This is a genomic window from Actinoplanes sp. NPDC049668 (assembly GCF_044465445.1).
Taxonomy (GTDB): Bacteria; Actinomycetota; Actinomycetes; order Mycobacteriales; family Micromonosporaceae; genus Actinoplanes.
The window spans coordinates 24,254-38,690 of the sequence record NZ_JBITLR010000004.1 but is presented as its reverse complement, the minus strand read 5'-3'; the positions used below and the strand labels follow the sequence as shown (position 1 = coordinate 38,690).

11 protein-coding genes and 1 tRNA gene are annotated in these 14,437 nt (G+C 70.0%); 5 read left to right on the top strand and 7 right to left on the bottom strand.

The annotated features are described in order from the left end of the window. Window positions 1-20: 20 nt before the first annotated feature. Together ACIBSW_RS17590 and ACIBSW_RS17585 are read right to left on the bottom strand one after the other, a co-directional pair. A complete protein-coding gene (locus ACIBSW_RS17590) occupies window positions 21-707 on the bottom strand; it encodes a hypothetical protein (RefSeq protein WP_354720761.1) in 687 nt (228 codons plus the stop codon). Between the two features lie 14 nt (window positions 708-721). After that, window positions 722-1,288: a dihydrofolate reductase family protein gene (locus ACIBSW_RS17585; protein WP_354720763.1), complete on the bottom strand. Its 567-nt coding sequence runs from the start codon at window positions 1,286-1,288 to the stop codon at window positions 722-724. An 84-nt stretch (window positions 1,289-1,372) separates the two neighbouring features. Between ACIBSW_RS17585 and ACIBSW_RS17580 the strand changes: the two genes are divergently transcribed. Continuing rightward, complete coding sequence (locus ACIBSW_RS17580; protein WP_354720764.1) at window positions 1,373-1,957, top strand: TetR family transcriptional regulator; 585 nt, start codon at window positions 1,373-1,375, stop codon at window positions 1,955-1,957. A 17-nt stretch (window positions 1,958-1,974) separates the two neighbouring features. Here ACIBSW_RS17580 and ACIBSW_RS17575 read toward each other — a convergent pair whose 3' ends face one another. The 3 genes from ACIBSW_RS17575 to ACIBSW_RS17565 all read right to left on the bottom strand — a co-directional run bounded on the left by ACIBSW_RS17575 (window position 1,975) and on the right by ACIBSW_RS17565 (window position 6,479). Further along, complete coding sequence (locus tag ACIBSW_RS17575) at window positions 1,975-4,077, bottom strand: ATP-binding protein (protein WP_354720766.1); 2,103 nt, start codon at window positions 4,075-4,077, stop codon at window positions 1,975-1,977. A 50-nt stretch (window positions 4,078-4,127) separates the two neighbouring features. Beyond that, the gene (locus ACIBSW_RS17570) at window positions 4,128-5,672 is read right to left on the bottom strand and encodes a response regulator (protein WP_354720768.1); all 1,545 of its coding nucleotides are present in this window, start codon (window positions 5,670-5,672) and stop codon (window positions 4,128-4,130) included. A gap of 246 nt (window positions 5,673-5,918) precedes the next feature. Continuing rightward, the gene (locus ACIBSW_RS17565; protein WP_354720770.1) at window positions 5,919-6,479 is read right to left on the bottom strand and encodes a helix-turn-helix domain-containing protein; all 561 of its coding nucleotides are present in this window, start codon (window positions 6,477-6,479) and stop codon (window positions 5,919-5,921) included. Between the two features lie 49 nt (window positions 6,480-6,528). Here ACIBSW_RS17565 and ACIBSW_RS17560 point away from each other — a divergent pair, with 49 nt between their 5' ends. Together ACIBSW_RS17560 and ACIBSW_RS17555 are read left to right on the top strand one after the other, a co-directional pair. Beyond that, window positions 6,529-7,449 (top strand): alpha/beta fold hydrolase, encoded by a 921-nt coding sequence (locus tag ACIBSW_RS17560; protein WP_354720772.1) that lies wholly within the window; start codon window positions 6,529-6,531, stop codon window positions 7,447-7,449. A gap of 57 nt (window positions 7,450-7,506) precedes the next feature. Beyond that, window positions 7,507-8,061 carry a hypothetical protein gene (locus ACIBSW_RS17555; RefSeq protein ID WP_354720774.1) on the top strand — a complete coding sequence of 185 codons (555 nt, stop codon included), beginning with the start codon at window positions 7,507-7,509 and terminating at the stop codon, window positions 8,059-8,061. 101 nt (window positions 8,062-8,162) lie between these two features. On the opposite strand, the gene ACIBSW_RS17550 is transcribed toward ACIBSW_RS17555, so the two are convergent. Both ACIBSW_RS17550 and ACIBSW_RS17545 read right to left on the bottom strand, forming a co-directional pair. Next, window positions 8,163-10,304, bottom strand: a complete 2,142-nt coding sequence (locus tag ACIBSW_RS17550) for a hypothetical protein (RefSeq protein ID WP_354720776.1) — start codon at window positions 10,302-10,304, stop codon at window positions 8,163-8,165. A gap of 33 nt (window positions 10,305-10,337) precedes the next feature. Beyond that, window positions 10,338-10,470: transfer RNA gene (locus ACIBSW_RS17545), tRNA-OTHER, on the bottom strand. Between the two features lie 172 nt (window positions 10,471-10,642). Here ACIBSW_RS17545 and ACIBSW_RS17540 point away from each other — a divergent pair. Continuing rightward, window positions 10,643-12,958 carry a rhamnogalacturonan lyase gene (locus ACIBSW_RS17540; protein WP_354720778.1) on the top strand — a complete coding sequence of 772 codons (2,316 nt, stop codon included), beginning with the start codon at window positions 10,643-10,645 and terminating at the stop codon, window positions 12,956-12,958. Between the two features lie 154 nt (window positions 12,959-13,112). Further along, on the top strand, window positions 13,113-14,294 hold the full coding sequence (locus ACIBSW_RS17535) for a monooxygenase (protein ID WP_354720780.1): 1,182 nt from the start codon (window positions 13,113-13,115) through the stop codon (window positions 14,292-14,294). The last annotated feature ends 143 nt before the right edge of the window (window positions 14,295-14,437 follow it).

Genomic DNA, 14,437 nt, shown 5'->3' with positions numbered 1-14,437 from the left:
CGAATGTTTGGTCATTCGCACTACGGCGATGTCTTGAGTGGCTGCCCGGCCCGGACACGGCGCTTGAGTGCGCGAAAGTCTCGGAAGCCGTCGACCTCGACCATCGGTGTGCCGTCCTCGTCGGTGTCCTCATGGACGCGCAGCAGATCGCGGTCGAAGTGATCCAGCAGCCGCACGTCGTCGAGCTCGAGACCGGGAGGAAGGCCGGCCGACATGCGTGGCCGGTCGACGACGACCTTCGCGTCCACCCGGCCGCCCACCGTGAACCAGTGCTCCTCACCGTAGAACAGCTCGGCGTGTACGTCGCCGCCGATCAACGCCGAGCAGTCGTTGTAGTCGCCGATCAGCCGGCCGGCATACAGATCGCCGTGGACCTCCAGCCAGCCGGCTGTCACGACATCCCGCGCGCGCATGTCGCCGGTCACGAGCAGGAACGACTCGGGGTCATCGCTGTCGCCGTAGTAACCGCCGACCGTGAGGTCACCGCGTACGACAAGGAGATAGGCCCGTTCCTCGGTGAGATCGAGGTCGCCGGCCACCTGCAGGTCGCCGTCGATGAGCAGCACGTCGGTGACGTAGTCGTCGAACTCGTCGAGGGCAGCGGTCACCTGCTCCACTTTGCGCGGCTCGCGGAACAGCCCGATGGCCTCGCGCACCTCCGACTCGGTTACCTGCCCCTGCCGGAAGCTCCGCGCGGTGTCGATCACAGGGTTGACGATAGTCAGCCGGCGCGGTACCGCAGGACCATGACGCCGCTGGTCAACTGCGTCGTCTCGAGCAGGGCGAACCGGTGTGGGTCGAACCCGGTCTCCGCGAGCCGAATGCCGGCCCCGGCGACCACCGGATTCAGTTTGATCACCAGTTCGTCGACGGCGGGTAGCAGCCGCCCGGCGAGGTTACCGCCGCCGGCCAGCCAGATGTCCAGGCCCGGCTGCTGTTTGAGCTTGTCGACGACGGTGCGCGGGTCGTCGGCGATGACGCGTACGGCCGGGTCCGGTGACGTCATCGACCGGGAGAAGACGATCTGCTGAAGGTGCGCGTACGGGCTGGTGATGCCCGCCTTGAGCGCGGGTTCGTAGGTGTTGCGGCCCATCACCACCGTGTCGAAGTTCTGGTTGGGCGCGTCGATGCCCATCGGTGCGCGGGCCTGGGTCGGCAAGGTCTCCGGGTAGCGCGTGGCCATGAACTGCACCGAGACGGCCTGGTCGCCGAAGAGGTCCCACGACCCGTCCGGTGCGGCGATGTAGCCGTCGATGGTGGTGGCCACGAAGTACACGAGCTTTCGCATGCGGGCTCCTCAAGACGTTAACCACTATGGCTGTCGTGGTTCGAATGTACATCAGCTGTAGTGGTTCCTGCTACCGTCATCGGCATGGTCCGCAATCCCGACCGCCGCCGCGCGCTCGCCGACGCCGGCCTCCGGGTGCTCGCCGAGAGCGGCGCCCGCGGGCTCACCCACCGTGCCGTCGACACCGAGGCCGGTGTCCCGCTCGGCACGGCGTCGAACTACTTCCGCTCGCGCGATGCGCTCCTCGGCGCGCTGGGCGAGCGGATCATGGAACGGTTCGCCCCGGACGAGGCCGTCATAGCGGACCTGGCCGCCCGCGAACCGGGCCGGGAGCTGTTCATCGACTACATGCGCTACATCGTCGAGCGCACCACCCGGCAGCCGGAGCTGACCCGGGCGCTGATCGAGCTGCGACTCGAGGCGGCCCGGCGGCCCGGGCTGGCGGCGAGCCTCGGGCAGACGCTGCGCCGCGGCTACCGCGACGACGTCGCCTATCACGCGACGACCGGGCTGGCCGGTGGGCCTTACGAGATCGCGCTACTGCACTACGCGCTGGACGGGCTGCTGCTCGACATGCTGACGACCTCGATCGAGGCGGACACGGACCCGGACACCGTGGTAGCCACGTTCGTGGACCGGCTGGTGTTCGGCGGCGCCGAGGCGCGGTGACGGCGTGGGTGCCCGAGTCAGGAGGGCACCCTCTCGGCGGCAGCGGCAGACGGCACCACGGAGGGCAGCGTGAAGACGAACCGCGAGCCTCCGGTCGGGTTGTCCTCGGCGTGGATGGTGCCGCCGTGGCGTTCGACGATGCGCTGGCAGATGGCCAGCCCGAGCCCGGTGCCGGCGTACGCGGCCCCGGCGTGGGCGCGGTGGAACCGGTGGAAGATCGCGTGGTGCTCGCCCGGTGGGATTCCGATGCCGTTGTCGGCGATGGTGACGGTGACGGCGGCATCGGTACGGGCCGACCGTACGGCGATCCGCGGGGTGGTGCCGGGCGCCGTGTACTTCACCGCGTTGCTGATCAGGTTGTCCAGGAGCTGCCGGACGAGCACCCGGTCGGCGAAGACCGGTTCGAGCTCGTCGATGTCGAACCGCGGCACCGGCGCGTTGGTGGCGGTGGCGGTGTCGACGCGCGCCGCGCCGATGTCGCGGGCGAGGCCGGCGAGGTCGACCTCCTCGGGGCTCATCTCGGAGTGGCGGGCGGTGGTGTAGGCGAGCAGGTCCGTGATCAGCAGCCGCATCCGCTGAGCCGTGCGGTGAACCCGGGCGGCGGCGTCCCGGGCCTGCGCGACGTCCGGTTGATCGGGCAGCCCCGCCAGGATGTCCTGGCATGCCTCGGTCCAGCCTTCGATGGTGGTCAGCGGGTTGAGCAGGTCGTGGGCGACGACGCCGGCGAAGGTGGCCAGTTCGTCGCGGTGCCGCCGGTCGGCGGTCACATCGTTGAACAGCAGGATGGCCTGGGCCTCGTCGGTGTGTGCGCGCAACGCGGTGGCCCTGACGTTGAGGATCCTTCCCTCGGGCACGGCCGGGTTGCGCACGAGCATGTCTCTGTCCGCCAGCGGCTCGCCCGCCAGCGCCCGGGTGTACGTCATCTCCTGAGTGGCGATGGGCGTGCCGTCGAGGTTGGACAGACCCCAGGTGGCGACGTCGGGGACGGCGCCGGTGCTGAGCTGGACGCCGATCAGGGCCTGTGCGGCCCGGTTGTGCAGCAGCAGGCGGCCGCGGGCGTCGATCACGTGCAGACCGTCGGCCATGCCGTCGACGACGGCACCCATCAGCTCGGCGCGGCGGGCGTGCTGATCCCGCTCGCCGGCCAGGGTGTTCCGCTCCGCGCGCAGCTCGTGAGCCAGCGAGGCCGCCTCGTCGCGGCTGAGCGCCAGGGCCAGCCCGACGACGGCGGCGAACAGCACGAAGCCCTGCCCTACCATCGCTCGTTGCGGCAGGGATTCGATGCTCGAGAAGGGTCCCTGGTCGCGAAGGGTGAACACGATCGTCCACGTCGCCTGGACCAGGTTGGCGAAGGCGACGTAGCCGGTGCTGAGCCGCACCGCCTCCCACACCGTCACCGCCATCAGCAGATAGGTAAGCGGCATCGGCGGGCCGGGGGCCAGGACGGCCGCGTAGACCGCGGTCGAGCACACGATCACCGCGAGATACTCGCCGAGTCGCCGCGTGGGCGTCCGGCGAAGCGCCGCACGGATGTCACGCCGGCAGTCCGCGAGGCCGCCGTGCCGTCGCCGGTGTTCCGTCACCCGGTGCCCGAGGCTTATTCCGAGTGCGGTGACGATCAGCAGGCTGCTCATGTTGCGGGTGACCATCACCGCGAGCAGCGACCAGGAATCCACCGCGCCGGCCAGCCAGACGCCGGCCGTGGCCAGAACCGACCCCGCGACGGCCGCGACGCAGGCCGTGCCGAGCAGCCCCCACAGGTCCCGCGGCGTACGCAGGCCGGCGTCCCCGCCCGCACCCCACAGCTGCGGCCGCCACCGGGCCAACAGGGCGAGGAACACCCCCACCTGGACCAGTTGAGCGACCGCGAGCCCGACCGCCGCGGACAGCGGAACGCCGAGGGCGGCTGCACCCACCACCGTCGTCACGAACAGCGCGACAGCGTCGACCCATCGCGTGGTTGCCTGCCGCTGGGCGCACAACCACACGGCCGCGACGCCAGGGGCGAGCCACCCGGCGAACAGATCACTGACCTGCACCTGGAGGTGGCCGGCCAGCACGGCGCCCAGGTACAACACCGCGAACCCGCACGTGCGGTAGATCGGAGCCCGGATCCTCATGAGGGCCCCCGATCATCCGGCCGCGGGCAGCTCGACGGTACCGCCTGATACTACCTATTTGCGGCTATTTTCGGATCGATCTGGCCGCTCAGCTCGGCGAGTTCGCGGGCGGTCAGCAGGTGGTGGATCCGGTCGAGTAGCTCGTCCGCGGTGAAGGGCTTTTGGATCATCTCCATGTCCTGCTCGATGGCGTGTTGCGCGTTCAGCAAGCCTTTGGTGTATCCGGATATGAAGAGCACCGGCAGTCCCGGTTGGCTCTGCTGGATGAGCGCGGCCAGGGCCGTGCCGGGCATGGTGGGCATGATGACGTCGGTGAGCAGCAGGTTGAAGCGCTTGTGCTCGATCTCCTGCATCGCGACGGGTCCGTCGGCGGCCGCCGTGACGGCGTAGCCGTGCTCCTGGAGGATGCGTGCGACGAGGTCCCGTACGTCCTCGTCGTCCTCGACCACGAGCACGTGCTGGCCGTGCGCGACGGGCGGACGGCCGTGCGGCATGGCGTCGCGCGCGTTGATGATGAGGTTGAGCAGTACCTGGTCCAGTTTGGTCCGGTCGGCCTGCACCATGAGGGGTTCCGGTGCCCGGCGCACGGTCAGCTCGATGTGCTCGCCGAGCATCGGGGCGAGCAGGTCGCGGGAGTCGGCGAGGGTCAGGTTCAGGTCTATGGCTTCGGACTCGGTCGGCTCGGACCTGGCGAAGATCAGCAGTTGGCGGCAGAGCAGCCGGGCCCGGTCGGCGGCGCCACGGACCCGGGCCAGGTCGTCCTGCGCGGTGCCGACGCCGGCGCCCTGCTCGATGGCGAAGTCGGTGTAGTTGAGGATGATCGCGAGCAGGTTGTTGAAGTCGTGCGCCACGCCGCCGGCGAGCCGGCCCAGGCTCTCCAGCCGTTCGGCCTGCGCAGACCGCTCGCTCAGCACGCGCTCACGGGCCTCCATGGATCTCTTGGCGGTGAGATCCCGGTGGGTGACGCAGACTTCGAAGGGTTCACCGTCGTGGTCGAGCAGGCCCGCGACGCTGGCGGACAGGGGCACGGGGCTGCCGTCCTTGCGTTTCCGCTCGATCTCGAAGTCGTCTATCCGCTGGTGGCGGACCAACCGGGCCATCATGGAAAGTTCGTCCGGCGTGACCCCGAGCATCGCGACACTGCTCCCGACTGCTTCCCGCGCCGTGTATCCGTAGATGCGTTCCGCGGCCGGATTCCACTCGGTGATGGTGCCGTCCGGGGACATGGTGATGATCGCGTCGCCCGACGACCGGACGATCTCCGCGAGTCTCGCCCGGCCCTTGGCTGCCTGTTCCTGCGAGAGCTGCCGGCTACGCGCCATGCCGACGCACAGCAGGCAGACGCAGGTAATGGGCAGCAGGCGCTGCGTCTCGAAGGAGTCGGACCACAGCCCCTGGGCCGTGCAGATCCAGACGATCAATATCAGTGCGTAACCGCTGATGGCGGCGACAGCGCGGGGCCGGGCGGAACCAACGGCCAGGCACGGTCCGATCGCCATCAGGCCGAACCACATCGCCTGCGTCGACGCCGCCGCCAGCGCGGCGCCGATGGCCGACACGGTGACGGCCGACACGGCGACAACCAACAGCAGCACCGACGAAGACCTCTCGCCGCCATCACCACCGGCCGGCGCACGTCGCAGTCGACGCCAATACGCTGGCATGTGGAACATGGCCGGACCCCCAAACCCAGGCAGACGTTCCGCCGTTCACACAGAGCCCAGGCCTTGGCCGGTATCAGGAACGGATGATTTCGCATGTTTCGTAACTTATGCCCGATCACTCCTACCGTACCCGTGGCCCGACGACGATGAAGGCCTGATCGGCCGCCCGGCTAGGCGCTAAACGGCCGGGTCGGGGTGCAGGACCATGGCGAACGTCGTCCGGCGCCGCCGCCGGCCGTCCTTCCGTGCCCGCAGGGGTTGCAGCAGATCGGTGATCGCGGCGGTGAGCCGGCGCGACTCGGCAGGGGTGACCCAGACCGGGATCTGCTGGTACGCCACGCCGTCGCCGGTGGGTGCGACGTCGGTGGTTCGCAGGTACTGCTCGAACCCGGCGATCAGCGCGCCGACGAACGCCGCGAAGTAGCGCTGGTGATCGGCGAGGGAGGCGTCGTCGAAGTCCCGGGGGCCGAGGGTGACTGTGGACTCCACCACCGCGAAGGTACGCCGCGTGCCGCCGCGAACCCGCTCCTCGTGTGTCACCCGCAACACTCCGGCGTCGACCAGACGCCCGACGTGCCGGTAGAGCGAGGCCTGCGGAATGTCGCCGAGTACGGCTCCGAGTTGGCGCGCGGTCAGCTCGCGGCCCAGGAGCGCGTGCACGATGCGCAACCGGACCGGATGCAGGACGGTCTCCACGACACCGGTACCGGGTCGTTCTGGCTCGGCGTTGATTCTCACAATCGAGAACGTTAGCTTGAGCATTGAATATTCTCAGACATGAGAACGAATGGCGGATCGTTTGCAGGCGCAGATCGTCGAGATCCCGGCCGCAGGAGCACTGCTGGCCGCCACGGTCACCCGACCCGACGGGGACGGCCGCCACCCCGGCGCGCTGCTCGTCAACGGCTCCGGGCCGATCGACCGCGACTCCGCCATGACCGGGATGGCGCTGGGTCTCGGCCCGGCACTCGCGGTGGCACTGGCCCGACACGGCTGCGTCCTGCTGCGCTACGACAAGCGGGGCGTCGGCGCCTCGGGCGGCGACTACCTCAGCACCGGCTTCCACGACGAGTGCGACGATGCCGCGGCCGCCCTCGCCGCGCTGCGCGCCCACCCCGCGGTGGACCCGGAGCGGGTCTTCGTCATAGGGCACTCCACCGGAGCCGTGTTGGCGGCCAACCTCGTGCGAGCCCCCACGCCTGCCGCCGCATATGTGCTGCTCGCGGGTTCCGCGCAGCCCGGCGAGCAGGTGATGGCCTGGCAGAGCGGCCGGATCGCGGCCACGCTGCCGCGGCCGCTCCGGCCGTTGGGCCCTTTTCTGGTACGCCGCCAGGCGCGCGACCGCGACCGGGTCCGCGCGTCCACCGTCGACCGGCACGACCGGATGCCGCGCTCACGCCTGACCGACCGGTGGCTGCGCGAGTACATGGCCCACGACCCGCGCCCGGACCTGGCCGCCGTCGACAAGCCGGTGCTGGCGATCACCGGCGGCAAGGACATCCAGGTCGATCCGGCCGACGTGGCACGCATCGGCCGGCTCGTGACCGGCCCGTTCGACGGCGAAGTGCCGGACGACCTGACCCACCTGCTCCGCCGCGACCCCGGACCGCCGGGACTGTGGCGCTACCGACGTCAGCTCACCGAACCGATCGACGACTGGATGCTCGAACGTATCGGGGCATGGGCCCAGATGAGAATGGCTCACTGACACGCGCACGGCAGATTCCGACAGTCCGGCCTCTTGATACCTTAAACTCACCCACCGATGACCAACGAAAATGACAAAGGTCGGATCAGTGCATCTTGGGCCGCCCTCATGGTGGGGGTCATGGGTCTGCTCGGGGCCGTACTCGGCGGCGCAATTGCCGGGATAGCCTCCGTCAGCGGTACCAAAATGCAGCTCGCCGAAAACAACAAAGACACCGCGCGGAAAGAGAGAGTCGCCGCGTACACCAACTTCTACTACGCCGCGAACAAGGTCGACTACGTGTTCGCCGACCTGCAGGAGTGCCTGAAGGCGAGACGCGGTCCGAAAAATTCCTGCGTTGAGCAGGTCAACCTGGCGCGCGCGCAGCGGAGGTCCCTGACCGGATCCTTCGAGATACTCCGGGTGTACGCCACCGATCGGGCCCTTGCCGAGGCCGCGGAACTCAAGACCCTTTTGGAGTCGAAGCAGGTGCCTGGGGAGAAACCCGAAAATGGTGACATCGCGGTGGCAGACGAGACACTCTCACTCGAGAGATACCGAGCGGCCCGGGACCGATTCACCCTGGCAATGTGCAACGACCTGTCCCCGCAGCCCAGAAGCGAATGTACCTGACGGCCGAGGAGAGCGCGGGCGCTGATAACCGTCACCGCTTGCGCGGCGTACGCGAGTCGAACGCATAGCAGGAAGCTCCCGCATGGCCTCGGCCGTCAAGCCTATTCGGGGATCAGCTCGCCGAGCCGGTCCAGCGTGTAGACGTCCGAGCCGTCCGGCAGGCCGCCGGGCGCCTCGAGGCCCACGAACGTGACCGGCCGGTCGGGCAGCCGACCGTCCCACATCGTCACCTCGGCGCGGAAGCGCCACAGGTGGGCCAGGTAGGTCATGGTCAGGTAGCGCCGCTCCATCAGCGCGCGCACCCGGTCCGCGGTGGTGAACTGGTTCGCCTCCACCTGGTTGAACATCGGCGTGCCCCGCAGGTACAGGTGCAGCCAGACGGCCTGCCAGCCGCGCTCGCCCCTGGCGAACACCACCGGCAGCGCCACGCGGCCCGGGCCGCGCATCGTCGAGCGGGCCCGCACGGTCCGCGCGTCGAACGGGGCACCGCGCTGATCCTTCTCGCGGGTCTGGTAGCCGAACATCGACTCGGCGACCTCGTCGAAAGACTCGCCCGAGTAGATGTCGACCTGCGGAACCACGTAACGCCCGCGCAGCGAGAGCGGCACATCGATGAACTCCGTAGCGCCCTCCTTCGCCTCGGTGACATCGCCGGAGTGCACGACCCCGTCGTGGTGGTAGTTCGTGAACGACACCTGACCGGCCGCGCGGAACTCGTCGTCGAGCAGCAGCACGGACAGGTCGTAGTCGGTACGCCTCGCCGCCTGCCGCCAGTACATGAAGAACCGCAGCAGCTCGCCCTCGACCGACGCCCGCGAGCCGCGCGGCAGCACCGCGAACCCGCCCTCGGACGCCTTCCCGCTCAGCGGCAGCGCCACGTCCAGCACCGCCGGGTCCACCAGCAGCGGGTGCTCGAACGCCGGCAGCCGCACGCCGATCTCCGCGTCCAGCAGCGCCGACAGCTCGCCGACCAGCTCGGGCGGCAACGGCGCCCGGGTGTCCGGGCCGATCCACGAGTTGCGCGAACGGCTTGCGTACATCCGGGCCGACGCGGGCGCCAGCCGATTGCCGACGTGCTCGCGCAGCGACAGCAGCACCCGTCCCGACGCCGTGGAGAGCGCGCCGGTCACCGCGTCCACCACGGCGGCGCGCTCGGCCGCCGGCGCCTCCCGCAGCAGCCGGTCCGCCGAGCGCAGCAGCAGGCCGGGCGCGGCCGACAGCACCGCGGCCGCCTTCCGCACGGCGCCGTCGCGGAACGCCGCCTCGGCGCGACCCGCGATGCCCGGCACCCGCCGCTCGCCGCGAGCCACCTCGAACACCGCGCGCGCGTGCGGCCACTGCGGGAACTCGTGCGGGTGCAGCCGCTCGCCGAGCCGCTTCCACGGCTCCGCGTAGCGGGCGACGTCGCCGAGCTTCCCCGCGCTGGCGCCGACGACCTCGTCGAGCGCGGCCAACAGCACGCGGCGCTCCGGGCGCCGGAACGACCGGAACCTCGTCGGCGTCAGCAGCGTGGCGTCTCCGCCGGAGACCCCGCAGGCCAGGCGCAGCACGTCGGTCGTCGTGTCCACGGCAACCAGTGGACGCCCGAGACCCAGCCGGACGCCGTTGAGCACGGCACGGTTCTCCCGTACCGGGATCGCGTCCGGCTGAGGGCCGTCGGCGCACGCGGCGGCGAGCTCGCCGAGGATCGCCAGGTCCGCCTCACCGAGCGGAGTCACGCTCCCGGCCAGCATCAGGTAGAGCCGCTCGGTCTCGGCCTCGGCGCTGTCACCGAGGCGAAGCAGCTTCACCCGGTCACCGGCGGCGGCTACCAGTTCGTCGTGCGCGGCCAGCAGCTCGGCGTACGTGTGCTGGTAGGTGCCGTAGCCGGGCAGCTCGAGAAGGTTCAGGCCGCCGTCGGGCAGCCGCACACCGGCCGCGCCGCCGGCGAGCACCGCCTCCCGCAGGCGGTCCAGCCAGAACTCCATGGTGTCCGGCACGTCGTGGGGGAACCCGATGAAGTACGCGTTGTGCCGGACGTGGTCACCGACGAGCTGCCGTACGCCCGCCACCACCGTCGCCGCGAGATCCATCGCCGGCCCGATCGCCAGCCCGCCGACGTGAGCGAGCAGCGCGCTCTCCGCCGAGAACCCGACGCTGAGCAGCGCCACGTCCAACTGCCGCGCCACGGCCGAACCGTCGCCCGCCGTCCCGGTACTCGACGGCACGCGCAGCGTCCTGGTGATGATCAGCTTCTCGAACACGCGCTCCTCCGTCTCAGTCGGCTCGATTTCGTGTGGTGGGCCGCCGGGGACTCGAACCCCGAACCTTCCGATTAGGAAAGTGAAGAAGGAAGCATTTCCATGACCGCGCAGGCGGGAAGCGGAAATGCTATTCAGTCGGATGCTCTGCCAGTTGAGCTAGCGGCCCGAACCGATGATCGCACCCGCGTACCGAGGCGAGCCATCGACTTTCCTGCCGTCGGGCGTCGGCCGGGCCTCTGAAACGATCCATTTTACTCGCCCGTAGCCGTTGACCCAGAGACCGATGTCGATACAAACTCTGCGGTAAGCGCTTACCTCCGCCCGGCGAGGAGACCCAGATGAGTCCTCGTAAGACACGTTCGGCCAGGATCCGCGTCGCCATGGCGGCCGTCGCCGGCCTCGTCCTGGCCGGCCAGGCGGCCTTCGCGGAGACGGTGCAGGCGTCGCCCAGCCCGGCCCCGGCCGGCCCCGCCCTGGAACGCCTGGACCGCGGGCTGGTCGCCGCCCGCACCGCCGACGGAAACTTCGTCAGCTGGCGGCTGCTCGGGCCGGAGGCCACCGGCGCCTCGGCGACCGGTGTCACCGGTTCGAACTTCAACCTCTACCGGGACGGTCAGAAGATCGCGACGGTCACCGACAGCACCAACTACCTCGACGCCGCCGGCACCGCGACCTCGGAATACCAGGTCGCCGCCGTCGCCAGGGGGCACGAGGGCCGGCGCGGCAGACCGGTCACGCCGTGGACCGGGGGCAGCCGGTACGACCTGCCGCTGCGCAAGCCCGCGGACGGCGTCACCCCGGCCGGCGAGGCGTACACGTACTCGGCCAACGATCTGAGCGTCGGCGACGTGGACGGCGACGGCCGGTACGAATACATCGTCAAGTGGGACCCGTCCAACTCCAAGGACGTCTCCCAGGTCGGCTACACCGGGAACGTCCTCGTCGACACGTACCGGATAGATGGGACCCTGCTGCACCGCATCGACCTGGGGGTGAACGTCCGGGCCGGCGCGCATTACGCGCAGTTCCCGGTCTACGACTTCGACGGCGACGGCCGCGCCGAGATGATGATCAAGACCGCACCCGGCACCAAGATCATCCGGTACGGCGAGGACGGCGCCGTGGTGTCCGAGAAGTACATCACCATGCCGAGGGAGGACGTCCGGGCCGGCTACCGCAACACCGACGACTACCGGCTCAGTGCCGCCGGCTACTACCGGCACGTCGTGGACATGTTCCGCGGCTGGGACACGCACCCCGAGGTGGTCGCCGGGCGCTGGCCCGCCACCCTCGAGCAGGCGTTCGGCATCGAACCGCGGTACCCGTACCCGCTCAGCGAGACCGACGCGGCGGAGCTCGCCGACTACTTCATGGACGTGTACGCGCCGTCCCGCAGCGCCCGCAACGTGCTGCGCGCCTTCCAGGGCTTCATCGTCGACGGCCCCGAGTACCTCACCGTCTTCGAGGGCCTGACCGGCCGCGAGTTGCAGACCATCCACTACAAGCCGGGACGCCACGACGACGGCCTGATGTGGGGCGACTACGCGATGGCCCGCATCGAACCGGGCAACCGGGTGGACCGCTTCCTCTCCGGCGTCGCCTACCTCGACGGCCGGAACCCGTCGGTGATCTTCGCCCGCGGCTACTACACCCGGACCACCCTGGTCGCGTACCGGTGGAACGGTCGTCGGTTGGTCGAGAACTGGTTCGTGGACAGCGGCTGGACACCGATGACCAACCCGTTCAACGACGGCCCGCACGGTCGCGACGGCACCAGCGAAAAGTGGGGCACGATCACCACCCAGGGCGACCATTCGCTGAGCGTCGCGGACGTGGACGCCGACGGCAAACAGGAGATCATCTACGGCAGCGCCACCCTCGACGACAACGGCGACGTGCTGTACTCGTCGTTCGACGTGCTGCCCGAGGGCAGCGCGGCACCCGGCCAGAACGTCCGGCTCGGGCACGGCGACGCCATGCACGTCACCGACATCGACCCGGACCGGCCGGGCCTCGAGATCTTCACGGCCCACGAAGGCGCCACGTTCGCCCCGTACGGCATGGCCATGCGCGACGCCCGCACCGGCCAGGTGCTGTTCGGCAAGTATTCGGGCCGGGACACCGGCCGGGCCATGATCGGTGACGTGCTGCCCGAGGAGCGCGGCATCGAGTCCTGGGCGAGCCTGCCCGGCGGCACCGACTCGCTCGGCCTGTACACGGTGAAGGGGGAGGTCATCGGCAACACGATCCCCGGAACCAACCAGAGCATCCGCTGGTCGGGCGACCTGACCACGCAGATCCTCAACGGCGCGCTCGAGGTCACCCCGACCATCGACGACTGGAAGCGCGGCCGGCTGCTGACCGCCGAGGGCACCCGCGCCAACAACGGCACCAAGGGCAACGCCGGCCTCATCGCCGACGTCTTCGGCGACTGGCGGGAGGAGTTGCTGGTGCGCACGACCGACAGCTCGGCGATCCGGTTCTATCTGAGCACCGAGGTGACCGGTCATAAGCTGTACACCCTGATGCACGACCCGCAGTATCGGGTCGAGGTGGCCCGCCAGCAGACGACCTACAACCAGCCGGCGTACCCGGGCTTCTACTTGGCGACGGACACCGACTGGGCTAAGGTTCCGCTCCCCGGCCGCCGCTGAGGCATAGGAGGGGGAAGGCACCCAGGGACGATCCCGGATGTGCGCCGACCCTGCCGCGGAGAGAATCCGGGAGGGGACGTCGACAGGCGTCGACTCGAGCCGCCCGAGGTCCGGCGATCGCGCCGGGCGCGGGCAGACGGCGAGGGAGGCACGCGTGGGACCCGCGACGGGGAAAGACAAGCGAATCGTGGCCGTGGTGGCCGTACTGGCCATGGCCGCAGCGAGCGCGGCGTGCGGCGGGGACACCGGCGATCCGCCGGCCGCGGCGCCGGCGCAGTCGCCGGCGCAGAGCGGCCACGGGCACGCCGCGCCGCCGTCGCAGGCGCCGCTGCGAGCCGGTGAACGTTTCGTCACCCTGACGATGCCCCAGCCGTACACGCCGGTCGCGCCCGACGGCGGCACCGACGAGTACCGCTGTTTCCTGGTGGATCCGAAGCTCACCACCGAGGCATCCCTGACCGGCAGCCAGTTCCTGCCGCAGAACGCGGACATCGTGCATCACGCGATCTTCTTCCGGATCGCCCCGGCGGACGTCGCCGAGGCGCGCACGCTCGACGAGAACACCCCCGGCGAGGGCTGGCAGTGCTTCGGCGACTCGGGCGTCACGGACGACTCGTGGGTGGCCCACTGGGCGCCGGGAGCGAACGAGGTGCTGCTCGGCGAACACCTGGGATACGAGATGCCACCGGGCAGCCAGCTGGTCATGCAGGTGCACTACAACCTCTTGGCGACCGGCGGAAAGTCGGGCGCCACCGATCGGTCGAGCATCCGGCTGCGCCTGGCCGACACTGCCGCGACGACCCCGCTGGAGACGTTCCAGCTGGCGGCGCCGATCGAGCTGCCCTGCACCAAGCAGGAGAGCGGCCCGCTCTGCGACCGGGCCACGGCAGTCAAGGACGTCGGCCGTCGCTTCGGCGCGGAGGTCGGCGGCACGGAGGACGCGCTCGTCCAACAGTGCGGTTCGGGCCGGGCGGTCGCCGGGAACACCCAGCACTGCGACTATCCGCTGCCGAGCGCCGCCACCGTCTACGCCGCGGCCGGGCACATGCACCTGCTCGGCCGATCCATCAAGATCGAGCTCAATCCGGGGTCCGCCGGCGCCCGGACCTTGCTGGACGTCCCGCACTACAACTTCGACGACCAGGCCCTCCGGCCGCTGGCCGCCCCGGTGCGCCTCAAGCAGGGCGACGTGCTGCGGGTGACCTGCACTCACGACGCCGGTTTGCGCAAGCAGCTGCCGCAACTTCGTCAGCTCCCACCGCGCTACGTGGTGTGGGGCGACGGCACCGCCGACGAGATGTGCCTCGGCCTGCTGATCGGCACCCCCGCGTCGTAACGCGGACCCGCGGGCCCTCGCGACGATCACCGATCATCTCGAGGGCCCGCCAGACCGTGTTGGAGAACGTGCCCCCGTGCCTGCTGTGTGAGAACGCACAAAGGCCCACGACAGGCGACAGCCGGTCCATTGTGGGCGTCGAC